Origin of the sequence: Coleofasciculus sp. G1-WW12-02 (assembly GCF_040219735.1) — a bacterium.
In the GTDB taxonomy this organism is placed as follows: Bacteria; Cyanobacteriota; Cyanobacteriia; order Cyanobacteriales; family Coleofasciculaceae; genus Coleofasciculus.
On record NZ_JAVJRX010000147.1, the window covers coordinates 21,606 to 43,569 of the forward strand.

Sequence of the window (21,964 nt, forward strand, 5' to 3'; positions counted from 1 at the left end):
ACTTTACATTTATTTACATTCATAGAAGTGGTTGCTCTAAATATTATTCACAAAACTTTACTTTTAAATCAATCTGGGCAAAATTACACTCAGTTTTCTAGAGTTGCTGGGGTGCATGTAGACACATAATATTGGCAATTCTGGAATACAGGCATAAAAGGACACAGAATCTCAAGGGAGGTTAGTCGTGGCGCTGTCTTTGCTAGATGCGATCGCACATCCATGTCAGCGGGGGTACTGATGCATACAACCCCGACTCCCAAGCGTAGAGTTCAGATAGTTATTCTCTGTGAGGATCGCCAGCAAGAAGTTTTTGCCCGTCATTTCTTGAAAAAGCGCGGTTTTACTGGCATCATTCGAGCTAAAATATGTCCGCCTGGTCGCCAATCGGGAGAACAGTATGTACGCACTCAGTATCCGGTAGAAGTCAAAGCCTATCGTCAGAATAGAAACCGTGTATCAATTGGATTAGTTGTGTTGATTGATGCCGATACAGGTGGGTTGCAAGAACGACTCAATCAGTTGGATCTCGCCCTCAGCGAAGATTCCCAACAAAGTCGTCAACCCGATGACGCGATCGCGCTCTTTATTCCTAAACGTAATATTGAGACTTGGATACACTTTTTGCAGGGAGAAACCGTGGATGAGGAGACAGAGTATTCAAAATTTGAGAAAGATGAAGCGGCTTGTAAACCATCTGTGAAAAACCTAGCAGAACAATGCCGTTGTCAGAACTTACCAGACAACGCACCTGCGTCACTTCAGGCACCTTGTGGAGAATTGCAACGGTTATTACCACTCTTAAAATAAGTGCGATCGCCCTGTCATTGGTTTACTAATGTGTGTGTCAATTACTGCGTAGGGGCGTATTAACCTACAGTGATTTGTGCTTCTTCATCAAAGGAAAGGTATTGTTTATTTGTTTCTACTCCGTTGCTCTCCTGTCGCTTATTTCCGGATGCAATTGGCTGTTGTTGCATCTCCCAACTTTTGAGAACAATCAGATATTCATAGAATGCCTGTAGTGTACACCAAGCAAAACCGGCTTGACCATCTAGACAACCACCGAGGAAAAAATACATATAAAAGAAGCGCAACAAAGGTCTGAAGGGAAGACGCAAGGACAAATCTTTTAAAGCTCGCCGTCGTTCGACTTCTGATTGACCCAAGCACAAATTCCACCAATTCACTCGTCCCTGTTCGAGTTGTCGCAACGTTTCAGCCGCCTCATTTGTGGAGTAGCGATTATGCTTGTCTATCCAGCGCGTCAAGCCTTTTGAACAGGTATAGTGAGGATAGGTTTCGTTGAGGAAACCTGTGGAACCGTTACAAACTTCTCGCTCGGTGTGACCATAATCTGTAAACCAGACCTTATTTTTCTGGAACAGGCGCAATTGATAGCGGGGATACTGGGTGCTGTGGCGAATCCATTTACCCATAAACAGGACTCGTTCTGCCACATAATAGCCGATGTGTTCGGGGTTTTGGATGGTGTCCAGACATTCTTGGAACAGTTGGGAAGTCATGCGTTCATCGGCTTCTAGAATGTAGACCCATTCATATTTAGTAGGAATCGCTTCCAGCATCCAGGTGCGTTGTTTTCCGTGACTTTCAAATTTGTGCTGTAATATCCGGATGGGATAGCGGGAGGCAATTTCAATCGTGCGATCTGTACTGAATGAGTCTACAACAATGACATCATCTGAAAGCAGGGCAGATTCAATGCAAGAAGCGATGTCTAATTCTTCGTTGTGGGTGAGGATGTAAATAGAAAACATAACTGGTTTTGGATTGGATAATATTAGAGGGGAGCTTTTTAAGAGAATTCTGGTCCGCCAAAAAGTGGAGAAACCGTTGTTTTTGGTTTTCTCCACTGTTAAGTTGCTCCTTAAAAATTAAACATTCGAGCAAATAGGTCGTTGAAGTTATGAGCCTAGTTTTTTTACTTTTTCTTACGCTTCAAGGCTGAACCAGCACCGAGAGTACCAAGAACAAAAATCCCCAGTATAGAAGACGGTTCCGGAGCGGGTTGGGCATAAACCATGTCATCAAAGGTGTATGTTTCCCGGAAACCACCACCCAGATTACCCTCTGTTAGCATGACCTCATCAAAAGGCGTATCGGACACGAATCCCCAGAAGTCACCTTGAAGAGTACTGGGAATCTCTTGGTCTATAAGCTGTTGACCATCCATAAATAAAGTAACAGTAGCAGCGATGTTTGAGCCAGGACCACCAGGTCCGGCTAAATCCCAGATTCCCCCCCAAGCATTGATACCATCCCAAATTTCCGGTTGATCGAACTTCCACGTTGTCGTTTGTAAGGGATTATCGTCTATCTGATCGCTCCAAACCCCATTTTCGATCTCACCTACGGTGGAAATAACGCTAACCCCTGGATTTAATGTCTGATCCTCAAAGTCTTCTGTTTCAAACCAAGGTTCGTCCAAAGCATCTATCCAAGCTTGCTTATCTGTAAATACTGTAATGTTAGTAGCATCTGCTTTTGGTGCTAAGACTAAGACTGACAGACCACAAGATGCGGCGATAAGTGCTGAGCAAAAAGATCTTGAAGTTTTCATATTTCTCAAAAAGAATGATGGTTTCGTGTTTTTTCAGGTGCACTTTACATTATTAAATTTAAACTGTCTCTTCAGCGCTGTCAGTAGCAAAAAGTAGGAACATCCCGGAGCCGTTTTATAAAGTTCCCATGAAGAAGTCACCCCCTTTATGAAGCGTTTGTAAAACAGTAGGCAGGTTTTGTGAAGTTTTCATAAATAAGTTGGTCAGGTTTATCAAGCTTGTGTAAAACAGTAGGCAGGTTTTATGAAGTTCAGGTCAACTTGTCCACAGGTGTGTCTATAGGAGTAAAAATACTCATGCGTCTTGAAGAAGCACTTGAACTCTTGCAATCCTTTGTCTATACTCAAACCAAGCAACACTTAAATACTCTGCAAATTGCTGTCCTGCGGGGATCTTGGGAACATCAATCCTATGAGCAAATAGCCGAAACTTACTGTTTCTCCAGCGCTCACGCCAAGACAGTTGGTGCCAAGTTATGGAACCTTCTCTCCCAAGTGCTTGGTACAAAAGTTAATAAAAAGAATTTTTCAGTGGTTCTGGAACGTAAAGCGAAAGAGTGGATGGTAGAGAAGGCAATCGATATAGCCATTCAGTCCGTTCGTTCAGAAACTTCATCGTGCCAAAATCAATTATCTGTTACATCCGCTACAAAAAATTGTGTCACATCCTGCGTAATCCCTGAATTACCCGGAGGTCAAGTTCCCCTAGAGTCTTCTTTTTATATAGAACGTCCCCCCATTGAAGAACGCTGCTACGATGCTATTGGACAACCGGGAGCATTAATTCGCATTCATGCTCCCACGCAAATGGGTAAAACATCCCTAATGGCAAAAATTTTACAGCAAGCAAGATGGCAAGAGTATCATACTGTAACTTTAAGCTTTCAGCTTGCGAGTAGCCATGTTTTAAGTGATCTTGATAAATTCTTTCAATGGTTCTGCGCCAGCATTGGTAAAAGCTTAGGGTTACCGAATCAGGTGGCTGATTATTGGGATACGATGTTGGGTGGCAACTCCAGTAGCACGGATTACTTTGAGAACTATCTGTTGTCAGAAATTGACAGTCCTATAGTCATTGGCTTAGATAATGTTGAGGTAATTTTTCAATACCCGGAAATTGCCTCAAATTTTTTTTGCCTGTTGCGAACCTGGAATGAGAAAGCTAAGTACGGAAACAGTCTAAGCCGAGTCTGGGAAAAACTGCGGTTAGTCGTTGTTTATTCAACAGAAATTTATATGCCCTTGATGATTCATCACTCATCGTTTAATGTGGGACTATCAATTGGGTTGCCCGAATTTACCAGCAAGCAAGTACAAGATTTAGTGCAGCGGTATGGATTCAATTGGGATATTGATCAGGTAAAACAGCTAATGTTTCTAGTTGGAGGTCATCCCTATCTGATCCGAAAGGCGCTTTATCACATCTTGCAACAAGATTTTACCCTAGAAGAGTTGTTGGTTAATTATACCAGAAACGTGAGGATTTACAGCGAATACCTGTATCAGCAATTATCGAATCTGCGACAGTACCCAGAACTTTATTCAGCGTTTACCCAAGTGACAAGTTCGCAAAAACCTGTGGAATTAGAATGGGAACAAACATTACAATTACAGACCATGGGATTGGTGCATCTACAAGGCGATCGTGTGCTGCCTAGCTGCAACTTGTATCGTCAGTATTTTAACGTCTCAGCGTTTCATCTACAGGAGTTCTACCCTAAGTGATAGTAAGCATTACTTAGATTTTATGTAATTGGTTAGTATTTAATGTTTGTTAAAGATTATATCAAATCAATATTATCTGAATAACCTCTTGCTGCGCTACTTCCTGAACAAATAGCATCAGAGTTTCCCAGTTGGAAAGGGGCGGGTTTATTGGGATAGGGGTGCAACCGAAAAAATAGTCGTAAAACCCGCCCCTACATGGTGCAAGAGGTGAGATTGATCCAAAATAGTGCAAGCGACCAACTACACCGTAAGATCGAAAGCATGATCTATCAACCACCGCGCCCAACTATCCCCGATTGTACCTGGCAACGTCCAATTGGACAGGGCTGGGAGAATCCCTACACTGTACGCTATGCCAGTAATCTGGATGATGGACCCTGGCATGGTATGCCCCTTGGCGGATTTGGCGCAGGTTGTTTGGGGCGCTCTTCACGGGGAGACTTTAATCTATGGCATCTGGATGGGGGAGAACATACATTCAAACGTCTGCCAGCTTGCCAGTTTAGCGTCTTTGAACAGCCAGAAAACCAAGACGCCCAAGCCTATGCCCTTTGTACCGAACCCCCAGAGGATGGCAGCCTGGGCAAATGGCAATGGTATCCCACGTCGCCTAATGTAGAGACCAAAAATGGCGCGTCTCTACCAACGGGAACCTATCACGCCCTTTATCCCCGGAGTTGGTTTGTCTACGAGAATGTGTTTCAAACCGAATTAACCTGCCAACAGTTTTCCCCGATTTGGGCAGATTGTTATCAGGAAAGCAGTTATCCGGTGGCGGTGTTTGAATGGACTGCCCATAATCCCACAGATCAGCCGATTATTTTAAGTATTATGCTCACCTGGCAGAATATGGTGGGCTGGTTTACCAATGCGATTAAGCATCCCCAAGTTCGGGTACGGGATGATGGGAGTCCGGTTTACGAGTATCAACCGCGTTGGGGAAATAGCACCGGGAATTATAATCAATGGATTGTGGATAATTTCCGGGTGGGTTGTCTGTTAGACCGAGTTAGGCTGCGGGATGAGATTGAAGAAGGCGAAGGACAACTCTGTTTTGCCACGGTGACGAATCCAAGTCAGGAGGTATTCTATCACTGTCGCTGGAATCCCACAGGGGATGGAGCAGACGTGTGGAATACGTTTGCCAGTGACGGGAGTCTGAGTGATGTGCAAGACGAAACTCCCGCCGAACCCGGAGAACAAATTGCGGGCGCGATCGCAGTACGGGTAAGACTGCGCCCAGGAAGAACGCGCAAAATCCCATTTATCCTCGCCTGGGATTTTCCGGTGACGGAGTTTTCTGGGGGGGTTAAATATTACCGCCGTTATACGGATTTCTTTGGTCGCACGGGAAATAATGCCTGGTCAATTGTCCGCACTGCCCTCAAACATACTGACCTTTGGCAAGAGCGAATTTCCTCCTGGCAAAACCCTATTTTACAGCGTCAGGATTTACCCAATTGGTTCAAAATGGCTCTGTTTAATGAACTCTATTTATTATCGGCTGGGGGGACAATTTGGAGTGCCGCCGATGAAGGTGATCCGGTGGGTCAATTCGGGGTTTTGGAATCCTTGGATTATCGTTGGTACGAAAGTTTAGATGTGCGGCTTTATGGGTCTTTTGCCCTAGCGATGTTGTGGTCGCGATTGGATAAAGCGGTACTGGAAGCCTTTGCCCGGGCGATTCCCACGAGTGATGATACGCCTCGGATTATTGGATACAACCAAGGGACAGCGATTCGCAAAGCCGCCAATGCGACACCTCACGATTTAGGCGCACCCAATGAACATCCTTGGGAAAAGACAAACTATACCAGTTATCAAGATTGTAATCAGTGGAAAGATTTACCCTGTGATTTTGTCTTGCAGGTGTATCGGACGTTTGTGTTTACGGGGTCGAAGGATATTGAATTTTTAGCCGAATGTTGGTCAGCAATTGTTAGGGCGCTGGCGTATCTGAAAACCTTTGATCACGATGGTGATGGGATTCCGGAAAACTCAGGCGCACCGGATCAAACCTTTGATGATTGGCAGTTGCAGGGAGTTAGCGCGTACTGTGGTGGGTTATGGTTAGCCGCCTTAGAAGCCGGAAGCGCGATCGCACAAATTCTCCTGGACAACTACACCCTAGTTTTTTCAATTGATCTGCCTGATCCGGAGTCGATTCAACAAACCCTGAACGACTATCAGAAATGGCTGCAACAGGCGAAACCGATTTATCAGCGAAAACTCTGGAATGGTCAATATTATCGCCTCGATAGCGAAAGTGATTCTGATGTGGTGATGGCAGATCAACTCTGTGGTCAGTTCTATGCCCAATTACTAGGATTGCCGGATATTGTTCCAGCAGAATGTACCCAGTCAGCGTTGAAAACTGTTTATGAATCTTGTTTTTTAAAGTTCCATAATGCCCAATTTGGTGCAGCGAATGGGGTAAAACCCGACGGTTCTCCCGAACATCCAGATGCAACTCATCCCCTAGAAGTGTGGACAGGGATTAATTTTGGCATAGCCGCATTTTTAATTCAATTGGGAATGAAGGATGAAGCCTTAAAAGTGACAGAATCAGTGGTGCGACAGGTGTATGAGAATGGATTACAATTCCGTACCCCGGAAGCGATTACGAGCGTTGGCACATTTCGGGCAGGTCATTATCTGCGGGCGATGGCAATTTGGGCAGTTTATTTAACGTTGAGTAAATAGTTTTTAGTTTTGTGTATGGGTGGGTTTGACTACTATTAACTGTCAACCTTTGACCCAGAACAGGTGCAGGATTTTGCCTTTAGTCCTGACAGCAAAACCCTGGTAACAGGCAATGGAATCCTTTGCTGTATTGCCGAGTCTCTTTCCTTGTGTCATCTGCCCTCTGTAATCCGCTACAATAGGCGTCATGCCATCATCAAAGACACCTGCCAACGCCTCCAGCCAATTTCTCAAACGCCAAGCCGCGTCGCTGCTGCTGTATCAATCCGTTCTCCATAACGACGTGGGACAAGCTTTTATCCATACGTTGCAAACCTTAAGCAAGGGTGAAGCCGAGCAAACGGCTTGCTTGGTGGCTTATGGTAGCTGGTTCAAAATTTTAGCCGCCCACGGAGAAAGTTGGCAAGATTATCTGATTCGGCAGATTCTCCAGGATGATAATCCCTTTACTCAGCAAGTGCAACGGGTAGCCCTGCAAGATTTACACCCAGCCCTAGTCATGGCGGCAAAACAGGATTTACGCGCCTTGTACCATCTGTATCAATGCAGCGCCGAACAGCTAAGTCGGTGGGTGCAAAAAGCCTCTCAATTAGAATTACAGCCTGTTTCCTGGAGTCTGGAAACAGTAAAGCCCACATTTCTACACCAACAGAGTGATTGGACAGAATCTATAGAAGAATTAGCCACCTACTATCGGCAACATGGTACTGGGTTATTTGCTCAATATCATGCCCTGCGTTGGCAGTCGGGTCAATTAGTTGGTATCGCCCGCCCTGATCCGATTGAGTTAACTCAATTGGTGGGATATGAGTCTCAACAAGCCACGTTAGTTAAAAATACAGAATTCTTACTCGCGGGTTATCCGGCTTTACATGTCTTACTTTATGGCAGTCGTGGTTCAGGTAAGTCGTCATTAGTCAAGGGTTTATTACAAAAGTATAAGCATCAGGGACTGCGGTTGATTGAAGTGGCTAAATCTGACTTAAAAGAACTAGCTATGATTGTGGAGCAATTGCGAGACGTACCACAGAGGTTTATCATCTTTGTGGATGACCTCTCCTTTGAAGAAGATGATGATGCGTTTAAGGCATTAAAAGTCGTCTTAGAAGGAAGTGTCACCGCCCGTCCCCCAAATGTAGTCGTTTATGCAACCTCCAATCGACGCCACTTGGTACGGGAATTTTTTGCCGATCGCCCTCGTCCCAGCGATAATGATGAAATCCATGCCTGGGATACCTTACAGGAAAAATTATCCTTTAGCGATCGCTTCGGCTTAACCTTAACCTTTGAACCAGCAAACCAAGACACTTATCTCAACATCGTCTATCATTTAGCCCAGCAAGCAGACATACACTTACCACAAAATGACTTAAAATCCCGTGCAATTCAGTGGGCAACCCGCCACAATGGACGTTCTGGGCGCAGCGCCCGCCAGTTTGTTGATTTTCTCAGCGCTGATTTAGGGATTCATCCTGTGAATGATAAATTATGAGTTCACTAATTTTTGACAAAGGATGTAGCTTACTTATCGCTGCGCCAGTATGACAAATAACGAATGACAAATAACGAATGACGAATGACAAATGACCCATGAACCAACTTGTTAATCAAATGCTTCTTGGTACAGTTGCTTTTACCGTCAGCGTGGGTGTGGGATTATTCATTAACCCGAACAAAGCCTTGGTTAATGGAGTCGTTACCGTTGTGGCAAGTTATACTGGCGTTATTGTAGCGGATCGGCGACGCCTCCAAGGGGAAAAACAGCGCAAAAACGCTTTACTCCATCAAATCCAAGAATTTGAGGAAGAAGAAAGCCTGCTGTATGAATCACTGATGCAGGGAAGGGAAACACAACACCAACTCGAAGCCAGCATTAATGCTTTACAAACTGAACGGAGTCAGCTTCTGAGTCGCGTGTCTGAATTGCATAATCAACGAAATACCTTGTATCAGGAAATCAGTGAAGTTCAACAGCACAAACAGCAGCACCTAGAGGAGATAGATACCCTGCGATCGCAAATTCAGCAGCTAGAGAAACACCAAAGTGAACTCAATCAATCCCTCTGGGCAAAAACTGCCCAAATTCAGCCAGCGGAAACTCGCTTAAATCACTTACATTCTGAACTCGAACAGCTTCAAACCGAAATTGCTGATAAACTCCATCAACACGAACATCTTCATCAAGACTTAGCTGAACTCGAACGCCGTAAGCAATACTTAGGTGGAGAAGCTTACGACTTACATACCGAGATTCAGGCATTAAAGCAGCGTTTAGAGCAACTGAATCAAGCATTCTTGTCCTTACGGATACAGCAACAACGGGTTCAGGAAAATCTAACTCCCCTAAAATCGGAACTGGATCAAATGCAGCAGCAACTTACAGAAAAACATCAGCAACAAAAGCAACTGAATCAAGACTTGGCACGATTAGAGCAGCTTAAACATCAGTTAGAATTCGATTATGCCGCTCTGCAACAGCAAATGCAAACCCTACGGGTTCAGAATTTAACATCAACTGAAACGGCTTTGCCAACACTTGAACGTAATTTATCTCGAATCTTACCTCAAAAATGGTTGAATTTAATGGCATTCGTTCAACAGCTTAACGAGGATGAGCTAATGGCATTTAAAGCAATTTTGGCGGAAGATCAAGCCGCTTTGAATCAAATTTATCAGCAAAAAAAGATAACTTTATCGGCTTTAATTCAGTCTCTTAATAAAAAGTCTATATTCGTACTTGGAAATTCTCTGTTTTTCAGCGATAGTACCTCTGTTATTCCTCAACTCCATAAAGACTATAGGTCTGTCTTGAAAGAACCAACATCTATTTATTTTAAAAACTTAATTGGACTGAATTATCGACAAATACAATCTGACATCGTATCCACAAGATTTGCTACACCTCATAAACCTGTAGAGACATAACTGGCTACGTCTCTACACAAAAATTGTCGGGTTATTTTTTCTAGTTTATTTCACAAATTGACAATGGATAATGAACAATGGATAATGACCTCTCCTTAAAAGAAGAGGATTGAAATTAAGAAAAATCTTTTTTAATTTCTTCGTAAACGAAGAGGTCTTAGATCCAATTAATCAATTGTCAATTATCAATTATTAATTATCCATTGATAAAGATTCTGACTTTTCACGCCATAAGGATGCGGGAGCTTTTTTTGCACGGGGAAGCAGGGGAAGCAGGGGAAGCAGGGGAAGCAGGGGGAGAATTCAAAGCTTTCTCAAGAGAAGGAGAGAGGTTTTCCAGATCCTGTGAAAAGTAAGCCTTAAAAAGGGGGACTCTGACAGACTTCAAAACAATAATTCATTGACTGGGCAACTATCGGAACCACTATTTACACAAAAAGCAAATGTAAAAAAAATACTTTTCTCTGCTTCGACAGCCTTATAAATGGCATCAAACTTATAGTAAATGTGACCAATTTTCGCTTGTTCTTGAAGCGTTTTTTTTGAAAACCCTTCACGGGAAGCAATTGTGTTGAAAGTAACGTCTTGATTCTTGGCATATTCTAAGGTCAGCCAGGAAACAAGTTGTTGTTCTGATGGAGATAAGCCTTTATACCACGTTGCATATAGTCTAAAGACTTTTTCGGTCTTTGACTCAGGATCATCGTCTTCATCATCATCTTCATCATCGTCTCCATCAATCCCCAAAAAATCTGTTATTTGCTCTATCGTTTCCCCGGTGCGATTAATTTGCTCAATTCCATCATTTATAGTCTCTAGAATATCGTCTATTTCCTCAAGTGGGAATGCTAAAACTGAAGCTTGCCAAAAAGTTACTAAGCTAATCAGAGAGAACGATATAAAATTTAATAAGTTTAAGCGAATAAAAATTACTTTATGTAGCATACATCATACCGAAAATTAAACAGGATAAAAACCCACCAAATCTTCAGGATATATCCTGAAAATCTAGTTTAATTTAAATATAAACATCTGGTTTGGGTATAATCACTTAAGGATTAGGTGAATCGTGATTTTCAGCACGTAGATACCTAATTATATTTACAAACGAATCTTTTGCTCCTATGTATCCAGTCCCTCAATTACTTTGTAAACACAATATACAATGAGTTTTCCAGATATTATTGTTATTGGTAGTGGTATCGGCGGTCTAAGTTGCGCCGCAATGCTTTCCCGCTATGGCTTTGATGTAACAGTCTGTGAAAGCCACTCGATTCCTGGTGGGGCTGCACACAGTTTTATCCGCAATGGTTATAGTTGGTAAAAGTATAGTCAAATATAGACAGACTGAATTTCATTGCAGAAATTCCCTTCGCTTTTACTTTGAGAGATTAATTCTCCTTGGGTGAACTACGCACCTCTCTATCCCATAGCGGTTAAACGCATTTGGGAATGCTTTTCGTAAAATATTGTAGGAACCTATGACATCAGATTGAACAAGAACCCCCTTGTCTGTACGATATAAACCTCGTTTAATTCTTTTTCCACTAAAAACGGGTTTCTCAGTTATCTGTCCATAAACGGGGAGAGGATCTAAATTCAAAAAATTAGCAGCTGAAGTATAGGATTCTTCTTGAATAATCACCGATATTCCTGCTAATTGACATTTGTAAGTAATCATGTCAATTAATCGAGCATGAGGAACGGTCACAAATTTTTGATTGTTGACTTTTCCTAAGTTCACTTCTTGTTTCCAACCGTCATTTTTTCCGATTACTAAAGTGGTGATATCTTGGTCAACTAAGAGATTGACTAAATAACGACTAGCTCGATGAAGATAATTATCTATCTTCTGATTACGGCAACGAGTTAAACGACGAATTCTCTGGGAACTTTGACGATTGCTTTTTAACAGAGATTGTAACTTCGCTCGACGTTGGTTATAAAATTGATTTAGGCTTTTTAACGGTCTGCCATTAATCAACAAAGGAGTAAACTCCGGTTGATTTGAAGTTACAGCCATCAAATTATCTATGCCTAAATCTATCGCTGCTATTTTTTCATTTGAGGTTAATAACTTTTCTTTTTCTTCATAAATCACCTCAATTACATAACAATCACATTTCGGAACTATTCTCACTTCTGCTATCCGATTAGCCACTTGACTTGTCAACGAAATCTTAGTTCCTGATAGCTTGACTAATCCTTTTCTACAAGCTACTTTGCTTAGGGCTTGAATTGTATAAATTAGAAGATTTCGTCCTTTTTTGGTATCTTTATAGCCAGGGATTTTCGGTCTACCTATAAATTTATCGGGATGCTTTTTAAATTCGGAGTTCGCTGCGAAAAATGATTTCCAGTTCCGATCTAATCCTCTTAAAACTTGCTGCGATACTTTTGCGGGTAAGGCTTTGTATGGCTCTGTGTTTTTCATCATAGAAGCCATCTGATTATAAGTCAAATACCCATAACCATAAATCCAGTTTTGACGGATGAGATAATTGGCTGAGTTGTAAAGATTTTTAGACTGCCAAGACAAGCGATCTATCGACCTCCAAAAACAATGCCCTTTTTTAATAATATGTCTTTCCGCTAGTCGCATTCTTGTCCGTTATATTTTAACTCGGCTATAATCTTTTCGGTTTTTCGTTTCGACCTTCTTAATCCGTAAATCCGCGAGCAAAAAGAGGTAATAATCGCTATTAAGTCGTCCATTAATTCATCTTGTTCCTCCTCACTCTGCTTAACAATTTCAATCTCTTTATCTAATTCTTTTAGGAGAATTTCTAGATAATTCGTTCCAAATCTAGCCAAACGGTCTTTATGTTCTACAATCAAAATATTGTAGTTTGGATCGACTAAAATTTTAGCCAATTGTTTCCGATTATCATTTAATCCACTCCCAATCTCTTTGACAATTTTATAGATTTTGTAGCCTCTCGCAATTGCATAATCTTTTAATCGCTCCGCTTGTCGATCTAGATTATCTTTGTTTTGGGCGCTGTCCACTCTTGCATAAATACAAGCTATCAAGTCAGGTTTCAAGTTGTCCTCAATCGCCTCCGAAGTTATGATAATCGTACCAGACGGCAATTGATGACCTGTCAAATTTCCTTGTTTCCACCACCTCCAGGCAGTTCGATAACTGATTCCTGCTTTTTTGGCATAGTCTGAAAGTTTCATGTCTATATATTACCCAACATGACTACATCTGACTATATTCTTATTGAAACTTTACAATACCTTTGATTCGGGTCCTTCGCTATACTCTGGCTTATCCTACAGTCCTTCCCCGAACCCCCTGCGTCAAGTTCTGGATGCGATTGGTGAGGAACTTCCCTGTCTGACTTATGATACCTGGGGATGCTGTTTACCAGAGGGGGATTTTGATACTTCGGTTGGGGCGTTGCAATTTAGTGACGTACTCGCCAAGCTGCGCGGGAATCAGGCGGTGGCTGAATGGCGTTCATTACAACGGGTAATGGCACCGTTGGGACAAGCTGCGATCGCAATTCCCCCGGCGGCGATACGTTGGGATTTGGGGGTAGCGTTGACGGTGGGGCGATTTGCGCCATCGATGTGGCAACATGGGCTTGCGGTCATGAAGCTGACAGGACTCTTTAGCCAGATTATGGATGATGTGGTGTTTGACCCCTTCTTACGCAACTGGTTAAATCTCCTCTGTTTCCTGCTATCTGGACTTCCGGCGAATGGAACAAGTGCAGCCGAGATGGCGTTTATGTTTGCTGACTGGTATCAACCGGGTGTTGTCTTAGATTATCCAGTGGGGGGAAGTGGCGCACTCGTGGAAGCCTTGATACGGGGGCTGAAAAAACATGGGGGTCAACTGAGGCTAAATGCTCATATCGAGCAAGTTTTGGTGGAAAATAATCGGGCGGTTGGTGTGCGATTGCGCGGAGGTGAGGAAATCCGGGCGCGTCAGGGGGTGGTATCCAATGCCTCGGTTTGGGATACTCTGAAATTGATACCCGAAGCTGCGGTTAATACAGCGTTTCGCCAGTCTCGACAAGCGACACCGGCTTGTGAGAGTTTCATGCATCTGCATCTGGGGATTGACGCCGAAGGATTACGTTCAGATTTAGCCTGTCACCATATTGTTGTCAACGATTGGGATAAAGGGGTAAGTGCGCCACAAAATGTGGTGCTAATCTCAATTCCTTCGATTCTTGACCCTTCCCTCGCGCCACCAGGAAAGCATACGATTCATGTATATACGCCGGGGAATGAACCCTATAAACTTTGGCAAGGACTTGATCGCCATAGTGATACCTATTTACAGCAAAAGCAGGTGCGATCGCAAGTGATGTGGCAAGCCTTAGAGCGAATTATACCCGACGTGCGATCGCGGTGTGATCTGACGCTAGTGGGTACACCGTTAACCCATGAACGTTTTTTGCGACGTTATCGGGGTTCCTATGGACCAGCGATTCAGGCGGGGGTTGGTTTCTTTCCCGGAGTGGGTACACCTCTACCCGGATTATACTGCTGTGGCGATTCCACCTTTCCTGGAATTGGTTTACCTGCAGTGGCGGCGAGTGGGATGATTGCAGCGAATACTCTTGCACCTGTACAGAAGCATTTAGATATGTTGAGGGAGATTGGTTATGTTGGATGATAGTTGGTGGTTCATTCTTCATTCAGTTGATAACAATTAGTTAAATGTCTGGAATGCAAGGGAAGTTTGGCAAAACCCGTCATAATCTGACTTTTCGCGTTATGTGGCGCAACGTTAGTTTTAAGTGTGTAGGGGCGGGTTTCACAACTATCTTTTTGGTTGCACCCAGATGTGACTAAACCCGCCCCTCCTCAGGTCTCTAGACTTCCCGTGAAAAGTTAGGTCATAATCAGTGAATCAGCGATCGCGGATTACCGCTTTTCGATTTTGGAAATTGCCTCTTCTGGTGATGCATCTCCCTGAATCACAGACTTGATTCCCGGTAGATATTGATCCATCATTGCCACATTGGTGTCAACTAAGCGCTTCATTTGAGGAAACGTGAGTGTTGAACCTTCAACGTCAATGCTGGTTTTGTAGGTAATTTCTCCCTCAGCAAAGTCTAACTCAAAATTGCCGATAATCATGCCATAATTAGCTCTAGCGATGAATTCAGCTAACGATCGACGCTTGGATTTGGGGACTGTAACTGGACAAATTGAGTAAAAGACGAATTGCTGTTCGTGTTCTCTGGCTCTAGCGTAGCAAGTCCATTGACCATTTTTTCCCTGGAATCCCATTTGCAATACAGGTTGTCCTTTTATTTGATAAAAAGACCAATCATCCTGTTTGAAGAAATTGACCATTTCCGCAAACATTGGGATGCTGGATGGTTCAGGTTCGGTGATGGTGCTGGGTACTTGCTTTTCTATCGCATCCAGACTAACATCAGCTAATTCATCGAAGAAATTGGTTATTCCCTTAAGCAACTGAGAAGTGGTTTTCTGTGTCACTTCCGATAGATTAGCCTCCGTCCAATCTTTGAAGAAGGTAGTAATTGCTTCTGCAATTTCTTCGCTTGAACCGGAAGTGGTGGCTTGAGCAAGGGCGGCTGGACTAATATAATCCCAGAGGGTACGGTAGCCTATCTCGCCTGATTCCTGTTGCTGTTTGATGGACAGCGCTAACCAATTCTCAGTAGAGAGTAATGGGTGATTGGGTTGTTCTTGGCTTAGATTCAGGATATAGGTTGCAGCTTCGTCAATGTTTGTGGTATGTCCTACTAGGCGAGGCAGTAAGTCGGGTTTTAAAAGGGTTTCGATTTGGATGTCTGGTTCGGGTAGGAATTCCCCAGCCGATAGGGGGTTACGCACTTCCGGCTTAAGGTTAAATAATGCCTCTGTATCGATGTACTGGTAGAGTTCGGGGTTGACTTGGAAGGTGAAACGACATTCAATGAGTTCGTCATCTTGTTTGGTTAGGGCTAGGGTGACTGCGTGGATGGGTAGGGGGGTAGTGGTGCGATCGTGTAGTTTTACAACACTTTTCAGGTTTATGGAATACAAAATCATAGCCACTTGCTTCTGATATAACACGTCAAATTAAAATTGACAGACCACTAACTTGAAAACTGCTGTATGTCCGACCACTAATATCACATATTCTTTTTGACCCTCCAGTCTCTTGTCACCCCGTCAAGTTATTTCCTCTCTTTTTCAGTTACGACAGCGCTTAATGGCAAAAACCTTATATTTCTCCATCAGGAACATTTTGTTGAGCTAGTCTTTGCTCGCGCATTGTGTCCGCTAATTCCTGAGTGATGCGCTCAATTTCTTCAAATGTTGGCTCGATTTCTCCTCCGCGAACTCGATTAACTTCTGTGCGAACCATCGAGTATGGAACTCCTCCAAGAATAAGAATTGCTTCAAACACTTGAATAAGTACTTCCTCATTTGTTTCAGAAATCAGGGATTGCTTTAAAGCAGGGTCTGGCCATTTAGATTGAGTTGATAATAGAGCAGCTGCCCTAATCCGTACTGAATAGTTGGGATCGTTTAGTAGTAAATCACGAATTTTTTTGATAATTTTGCTGTCTGGAGAAAACTCATAATTAGACCTTAAAATATCAAGTCCTCGCGATCTCCAGCTATATCTTGAATCACCTAAGCATGAATAAAAGAACTCTATAGCAGGAGTATATCTAGCTTTTGCAAGTTCCCTCATCATTGTGATAATTTTATCAGAGGTTTCATTGTTTTTCTTATAAGCAGTTTTTACGTCTTCCAATAATCTCTGCATATCCTTCTTGGTCATAGTTAAATCCCTATGTTGCATTCAGTATTTCAGTTAAGCGTAGAGAATGTTTTATCGCTTGCTTTATTCTAGATCTTACTGTATCTCTGGTGACTGCTTCAAGTTCACGAACGATCGTAGCTAGATGTTTCTGATGAGAATTCAAAATCGCGAGATCAGTTTTTGCCTCCATAAATTCTTGACTAGGATTCTGTTGTCCACTATTAACTAATCGAGCTTCATCTTGAAGAGCAGCTAAGAGATTAGTAGATCTCATCTTTTTAGCTATATCTCGGATCTCCTGAAGCATCGTTTGCTCTTGAGAGGTGGTTGGACGACCACTTGCTGTACCTCGTCCGGTATCCAATGATGCATCCGCAAGTTTATTTGAAGCTTCTGTATGCTCTCTCTTATCAGCATTTGAGTCTAAGTTAGAACGTCTCTCACTGGCGTGACCAATCCTTGATCCTCTAGATCTGTTTAAACGTTCCCCACCTACCCAAAGATTATCTACAGTATTAAACCAATCGCATAAATACTTCCATACAACCTCTTTAACACCATCGTTATCCAATGTTCTGGGCGTATACTGGGAGCCTTTGCTCGTTAGGATAGTAGCTGCATCTGCAAAGCTTTTTCCATTAACCTCTAGAAGAACTTTCTCTTTCTCTGAGTCATAAGCAATAATATGTCGCCTATCATAACCAGGTTTAAGTTTACCGTCGGAGCCAGATACGTGATACTGAGGAAATTGCTCTTGGAGTTGTCGTTTGGTCGATTCTCTCCAAGATGGTCGATCTGGTTTATCGTTAAGATTTATATTGACAACTCCAGCACTGCCTGCATTTATAGAGCCTGCTAGTGTTGTTGTGTTAGGTGCAATTACTACTTTGAAATCAAGGTCTCCATCTTTCTCATCCTTGGCAGCATCATTGAAGTGAACGCTAAGCTTAATTCCTGGCTTCAGCTTAGCTGTATAATCCTGCTCGATTTGCTTTGCCTTTGCTTCTTTGTGTTGTCTTAGAGTTTTGTAATCTTTTGGCTCACCATCAATTTTCTTTAATTCAGCAACAGCATCTTCTGCAAGTTTTGGATGATCTTTTTCTGAAAGGCTTTCTCGTTTCTTTTCCTTGTCATCATTACCCTCCTTATCCTTACCAAACCCAAGCTTACCGCCAATCTTCTTGGCAAACTTCACCGCTTGAGAAATCAACCAACCAATCGCCTTGTCAATCGGCTCTTTCACGGTTTGAATGATTTTTTGAATCTTCTCACTAATACCACCTAAACCCAACAGACTTGCCATAAAGCTAATCACCACAGGTAACGCTTTAGACAAAGCATTCTCAATCAACTTCGCGGCTCCACCCAGCGCCCCATTTGCAATAGCTGTTACTGACTCCATCACCGCGTTCACCAACTCGACAATCTGGCTACCGCGCTCAATGAAGAACATGATGATGTCGTAAATCATCTTACAGGCTTTGGCAAATGCTGAAGCTGGGTTTAACAAACTAATCACCCACAGCACGCCCTGTTTAATCACACTCTCAATCACAAAATTCTGGATGGTATCAATTACCATCACTTTAAGGTCACCAATCTTATCCTGAATGAACTGCCACAGACCCGCTAATCCTTCATTCTTCAAGATGACAAAGACTTCAAAGGTCTTTTCCAACCCATTGAACATCTTCTCTCCGTTCTTGCCCAGAGCCTTGATTGTCCGTGACTTAATTGAGTCATACGCTAACCCCAGCACCTGCATCACTAAGGTAAAGATGCCTTTGAGGTCAAAGCTTTCTGGCATTTGAATGCCTGCCTTTGCCATCGTCCCCGTCAGCCAACCCAGTAGCCCTTTCTGGAGATGTTCCCAAACATTGCCGACAAAGCTTTCAAACCCTTGCTTAATCCCAGAAACCAAATTCCCTAAGAACTTAATCGGATCTAAAATAATCTTGTCAATCGCACCAGCCGCTTTTGCCAAGACACCCATCAGCATATCTTTCAATTGCATGATGGTCTGAACGGTTCCCACGATGGCATCTTTTGCCTTATCTTTTAAACCTTTATTTTCTTCTTTCCGTTTCTCAATGTCGGCATCCAGCTCTTGCAGGTTATCACGATATTTCTGTGCCAGCGAGTCAATTAACTCATCCTGCTTACTATTAACACTCTCCTCTAATTGCTCAAACTTCCCTTGAATGTTCTGCGCTGCGTCCTGTCCGACTTTCCTGAGATTTTCCGGCAAATCCGCAACAAATTCCTGAATTTTCTGCTTGCCCTCAGCAATTTTTTGTTTCGCTTCATTCAGTTTTTGGGCGACAAAATTAGCAATGTCGGTCAGAGTGCCATCTATTGACTTGAGATACCTTTCTCGCCCATCGACAAAGAATTGATTGACCTCTAGTGGCAACCCATGCCAACTATCACTAACTCGCTCATCCCATCCAGTTACGTCGTACCATTCACCATAGCGCTCATCCTCCCATGCCTCCATTTTCTGGTCAACGTAATTCTCAAATATCTGCTTGGCAGTTGCAGCTCCTGCATCAAACTTTTTGGTAACCTCTGTATCTATATTGCTGAGAACTTTTTCAACATCTTGCTTCGTATTTTGGTAGATACCATTAATTTTGTTAGCAATGTTAGTCCGTTCCTGGGTATCCTTACCCTGAGTTTCACTCTGAGCGCCCATCACCTGATTCAACAGTTGTGAACGCTCATCATGCATTCCCTGGAGCTGGGTTTGGCTAGTCGTTTGTGCTTCCGCTTCAGCCTTATTGATAGTGGCTTTTTCATCCCGACTATAGGTTTGTGGGGCTTCTTTAGCGTGGGTTTGTGCTTCTGTCTTCGCACTTAGCGCTTCCACAAACTGTGGTTCATTTGATTTTTCCAGTGTCTCTTCCGGGACTTTCGCCTTACCTAACTCCTCATCCAGTTCTTGACTATTTGCCTCAAACGGTGCGGATACTTCAGCATCAGGTTTCGGTTTAGGTGCAGCTTTCTCGGCATTAATATCAGTTGGTGCAGCTCCCGCTTCTGGCGGCTGCATTGGCTTGACAGGTTTGGGTTCAACTCCACTGGTGTCAGGGGCGGCTTGGGTTTTCTCCTCAATGGGACCTGCTGCTTTTTTTTCCTCGTCAGTTACCTGTGAGGAGACATCCTGCTTCACTGAATCAAGCTGATTACTCTCCTTGAATTTTTTGGCGTCTTCTTCGTTATCAGGAATAATTGCGCCAATTTTTTCCATCAGCTTTGCCTTGAAAGCTTCGGCATTAAATGCTCCAGGCTGCTGCTGATTCATTTCCCCGACTTGTTTGTTTTGCGCCTTACTTTCTAATTCATTTGCAGGGGGTTCAGCGGCGTCTTGGGCTTCTTTAGATTCAGCCTTGGCGGGGTCATGCTGTTTTTCTTTATCGGCTACTCCCTTTGCCTTATTAACTACTCCCTTAAATGCGGGATCTTCTTCTGGGGAACTGGGAGATTTGGCTCCACCACCACCTGGGGTAGCTGATGCCCCACCTGCTCCAGCCGCTTGTTGGTTTCCGCCTTGTGTTGCAGGGGCTTTCCCTGCCTCTTCTGGAATGGCTGGTGCTGCTGCACCCCCACCTTCATTGGCTACCTGGGGAGTGGCTGGAGCCGCGTTACCACCGGATTCTGGCGCTGGTGCGGGAGTGGTTTGTACTGGCTGGGGTTTATTCTCTTTTACTGTTTGTTCTTGGGGATTTTCTTTTCGTTGGATTTTCAGTTGTGCCGGAAAACCGGATACCAACCGTTCTTTTGTCTGTAACTTATTTCCCTTTGTCGCAACTTGGCTATCAGTTTTCGCCTGAACTTGACTGCCATTTTGCTGAACAACATGAGCTAATTCATGTGCCAATAATTCCTGTCCTGGCTGATTATCGGGTTGATATTCTCCCTGTTTAAAGAAGATATCTGTACCTGTAGTAAATGCCTTGGCTTGAATTGACTCATTCAGTTTGTTCGACTTACTATCGGTGTGAATCTGAACTTGACTAAAATCCGCCCCGAACGCCTGCTCCATTGGCTGGCGTATTTTATTGGAAATTGGCTGTCCGCTTCCCCGTTTCTGTTCAATCTCCTGCTCTAGATTCGGTGCAGCCTCGACTTCACTGGTGTCAGAGGATTGGGGCGGTGTACCTTTGTTCTGAACGGCTTCTGTCTTTGTTTGAATATGTCGCTGATTCAATATAGGATTTACTGGCTTAACAGGCGACTGAATCCGCTGCGGCTGTACGAATTTGCCAGTTTGGAAAGCATTGAGTTGATTTAATTTGGGGTGAGAGGCGGGTTGAATTTGGTGAGAATACGAATTTGTGAACTTGCCCAGATTAGCCTGTCTGGGGATCGAGGATGACGGTGTACCTGGAACGTTTACCGGAATTTCGAGGAAATTGTGATCATCTTCTGATTTTTCTGTCTCTTGAGCTGGTGTGTCAGGTGTTTCAGATTGGCGTTGAACGGTTGGAGGTTCACTCGATGATATCTTATCTTCTTCAGCGTCTGGTACTTCCTGTCGCTGGATAGTTTCATCCGATTCCTGTAACTCTTCCTCAGCTTCTGGCTCTATCTTTTCCTCAGTTTCAACTGACTGTTGTTGAATCGAATTGCCTAATCCCCTGAAGTTAACTTGTCTTTGTATAGAAGATGGCGATGTACCCGGAGCGTTGATGGGGAGTTCTAGGAAATTACGAGTTGGTTGTTGCGCTTTCGCTTGGATTTCAGTGTCTTCTTCTTGATTCTCTACGCTGTTTACCTGGGCTTCGGCGATTCCCTCGGCTTCACTGTCGGATATTTCCTGACGCTCTCTAGTATCATCTGATGCGGAACCATCGGAGGCGGCTGCTAAAGAAATCTCGTCGTGCTCTTTCGTCTCTTCTTGATCTTGCTCATCTAATGCATCTGCTTGAATGTCTACAGCATCGGTGGCTGGCGTTGTCGGTTGATTCGCAACCTCACCGGATTTTGACGGACTCGGATTGGAAGCGGTTGTGGGGTTTGGAGCTTTAATCGGAATGTTGTGGGAGTTGTAACCTAACTGGGAGATTTGATCAGCTTGTCGTTTGAGCTGTAGTGTTTCCTTTTGGGATAAAGGTGGTGGTAATGCTTTGACAAGACGCCTCTGTATCTTGAAGGGATTCGGCACAGGTGTCGAATTGGGCTTAATGAAGCCTTTTTTCCAGAGGTGTTCGTGAGAAGACATTGCCAACTGCCCCAACGATGGCGGTGATTCTGCTTCAGAATTCCCTTATTCT

General features: G+C 43.5%; 14 protein-coding genes and 1 pseudogene. 7 read left to right on the forward strand and 8 right to left on the reverse strand.

The window, feature by feature from the left end:
• The first annotated feature begins 240 nt into the window (after positions 1–240).
• Positions 241–810 carry a hypothetical protein gene (locus RID09_RS24150; protein ID WP_446338462.1) on the forward strand — a complete coding sequence of 190 codons (570 nt, stop codon included), beginning with the start codon at positions 241–243 and terminating at the stop codon, positions 808–810.
• Between the two features lie 59 nt (positions 811–869).
• Here the strand turns inward: RID09_RS24150 and RID09_RS24155 are convergent, their stop codons facing one another.
• On the reverse strand, positions 870–1,778 hold the full coding sequence (locus RID09_RS24155) for a glycosyltransferase family 2 protein (protein ID WP_446338463.1): 909 nt from the start codon (positions 1,776–1,778) through the stop codon (positions 870–872).
• 164 nt (positions 1,779–1,942) lie between these two features.
• Positions 1,943–2,581 carry a PEP-CTERM sorting domain-containing protein gene (locus tag RID09_RS24160; RefSeq protein WP_446338464.1) on the reverse strand — a complete coding sequence of 213 codons (639 nt, stop codon included), beginning with the start codon at positions 2,579–2,581 and terminating at the stop codon, positions 1,943–1,945.
• 297 nt (positions 2,582–2,878) lie between these two features.
• Between RID09_RS24160 and RID09_RS24165 the strand changes: the two genes are divergently transcribed.
• The 4 genes from RID09_RS24165 to RID09_RS24180 all read left to right on the forward strand — a co-directional run bounded on the left by RID09_RS24165 (position 2,879) and on the right by RID09_RS24180 (position 9,937).
• The gene (locus tag RID09_RS24165) at positions 2,879–4,306 is read left to right on the forward strand and encodes an AAA-like domain-containing protein (RefSeq protein WP_446338465.1); all 1,428 of its coding nucleotides are present in this window, start codon (positions 2,879–2,881) and stop codon (positions 4,304–4,306) included.
• 264 nt (positions 4,307–4,570) lie between these two features.
• Positions 4,571–7,012: a GH116 family glycosyl hydrolase gene (locus RID09_RS24170; RefSeq protein WP_446338466.1), complete on the forward strand. Its 2,442-nt coding sequence runs from the start codon at positions 4,571–4,573 to the stop codon at positions 7,010–7,012.
• A gap of 187 nt (positions 7,013–7,199) precedes the next feature.
• A complete protein-coding gene (locus RID09_RS24175; protein ID WP_446338467.1) occupies positions 7,200–8,504 on the forward strand; it encodes an ATP-binding protein in 1,305 nt (434 codons plus the stop codon).
• A 98-nt stretch (positions 8,505–8,602) separates the two neighbouring features.
• Positions 8,603–9,937 carry a hypothetical protein gene (locus tag RID09_RS24180; protein ID WP_446338468.1) on the forward strand — a complete coding sequence of 445 codons (1,335 nt, stop codon included), beginning with the start codon at positions 8,603–8,605 and terminating at the stop codon, positions 9,935–9,937.
• A 384-nt stretch (positions 9,938–10,321) separates the two neighbouring features.
• Here RID09_RS24180 and RID09_RS24185 read toward each other — a convergent pair whose 3' ends face one another.
• Complete coding sequence (locus tag RID09_RS24185; protein WP_446338469.1) at positions 10,322–10,882, reverse strand: hypothetical protein; 561 nt, start codon at positions 10,880–10,882, stop codon at positions 10,322–10,324.
• A gap of 220 nt (positions 10,883–11,102) precedes the next feature.
• On the opposite strand from RID09_RS24185, the pseudogene RID09_RS24190 reads away from it, so the two are divergent.
• Positions 11,103–11,258: pseudogene (locus RID09_RS24190) on the forward strand (FAD-dependent oxidoreductase); the annotation flags it as partial.
• A gap of 57 nt (positions 11,259–11,315) precedes the next feature.
• On the opposite strand, the gene RID09_RS24195 reads toward RID09_RS24190, so the two are convergent.
• Together RID09_RS24195 and RID09_RS24200 are read right to left on the reverse strand one after the other, a co-directional pair.
• Positions 11,316–12,539 (reverse strand): RNA-guided endonuclease InsQ/TnpB family protein, encoded by a 1,224-nt coding sequence (locus tag RID09_RS24195; protein ID WP_446338470.1) that lies wholly within the window; start codon positions 12,537–12,539, stop codon positions 11,316–11,318.
• Positions 12,530–13,126, reverse strand: coding sequence for an IS607 family transposase (locus RID09_RS24200; RefSeq protein WP_446338497.1), 597 nt, complete (start codon positions 13,124–13,126; stop codon positions 12,530–12,532). The genes RID09_RS24195 and RID09_RS24200 overlap by 10 nt, the downstream gene beginning before the upstream one ends.
• Before the next feature lie 37 nt (positions 13,127–13,163).
• Between RID09_RS24200 and RID09_RS24205 the strand changes: the two genes are divergently transcribed.
• Positions 13,164–14,573 carry a phytoene desaturase family protein gene (locus RID09_RS24205; RefSeq protein ID WP_446338471.1) on the forward strand — a complete coding sequence of 470 codons (1,410 nt, stop codon included), beginning with the start codon at positions 13,164–13,166 and terminating at the stop codon, positions 14,571–14,573.
• Between the two features lie 251 nt (positions 14,574–14,824).
• Here the strand turns inward: RID09_RS24205 and RID09_RS24210 are convergent, their stop codons facing one another.
• The 3 genes from RID09_RS24210 to RID09_RS24220 all read right to left on the reverse strand — a co-directional run bounded on the left by RID09_RS24210 (position 14,825) and on the right by RID09_RS24220 (position 21,912).
• Positions 14,825–15,964 carry a YbjN domain-containing protein gene (locus tag RID09_RS24210; protein WP_446338472.1) on the reverse strand — a complete coding sequence of 380 codons (1,140 nt, stop codon included), beginning with the start codon at positions 15,962–15,964 and terminating at the stop codon, positions 14,825–14,827.
• Positions 15,965–16,139: 175 nt separating this feature from the next.
• Positions 16,140–16,706 carry a hypothetical protein gene (locus tag RID09_RS24215; RefSeq protein WP_446338473.1) on the reverse strand — a complete coding sequence of 189 codons (567 nt, stop codon included), beginning with the start codon at positions 16,704–16,706 and terminating at the stop codon, positions 16,140–16,142.
• Positions 16,707–16,716: 10 nt separating this feature from the next.
• Positions 16,717–21,912, reverse strand: a complete 5,196-nt coding sequence (locus RID09_RS24220; protein ID WP_446338474.1) for an eCIS core domain-containing protein — start codon at positions 21,910–21,912, stop codon at positions 16,717–16,719.
• Positions 21,913–21,964: the final 52 nt, after the last annotated feature.

Bases quoted from the DNA above. Each gene is read 5' to 3' on its own strand.
- RID09_RS24150 (WP_446338462.1), top strand. From the start codon at position 241: ATGCATACAACCCCGACTCCCAAGCGTAGAGTTCAGATAGTTATTCTC.
- RID09_RS24185 (WP_446338469.1), bottom strand. From the start codon at position 10,882: ATGCTACATAAAGTAATTTTTATTCGCTTAAACTTATTAAATTTTATA.
- RID09_RS24170 (WP_446338466.1), top strand. From the start codon at position 4,571: ATGATCTATCAACCACCGCGCCCAACTATCCCCGATTGTACCTGGCAA.
- RID09_RS24175 (WP_446338467.1), top strand. From the start codon at position 7,200: ATGCCATCATCAAAGACACCTGCCAACGCCTCCAGCCAATTTCTCAAA.
- RID09_RS24210 (WP_446338472.1), bottom strand. From the start codon at position 15,964: ATGATTTTGTATTCCATAAACCTGAAAAGTGTTGTAAAACTACACGAT.
- RID09_RS24215 (WP_446338473.1), bottom strand. From the start codon at position 16,706: ATGACCAAGAAGGATATGCAGAGATTATTGGAAGACGTAAAAACTGCT.
- RID09_RS24160 (WP_446338464.1), bottom strand. From the start codon at position 2,581: ATGAAAACTTCAAGATCTTTTTGCTCAGCACTTATCGCCGCATCTTGT.
- RID09_RS24155 (WP_446338463.1), bottom strand. From the start codon at position 1,778: ATGTTTTCTATTTACATCCTCACCCACAACGAAGAATTAGACATCGCT.
- RID09_RS24165 (WP_446338465.1), top strand. From the start codon at position 2,879: ATGCGTCTTGAAGAAGCACTTGAACTCTTGCAATCCTTTGTCTATACT.
- RID09_RS24195 (WP_446338470.1), bottom strand. From the start codon at position 12,539: ATGCGACTAGCGGAAAGACATATTATTAAAAAAGGGCATTGTTTTTGG.
- RID09_RS24220 (WP_446338474.1), bottom strand. From the start codon at position 21,912: ATGTCTTCTCACGAACACCTCTGGAAAAAAGGCTTCATTAAGCCCAAT.
- RID09_RS24180 (WP_446338468.1), top strand. From the start codon at position 8,603: ATGAACCAACTTGTTAATCAAATGCTTCTTGGTACAGTTGCTTTTACC.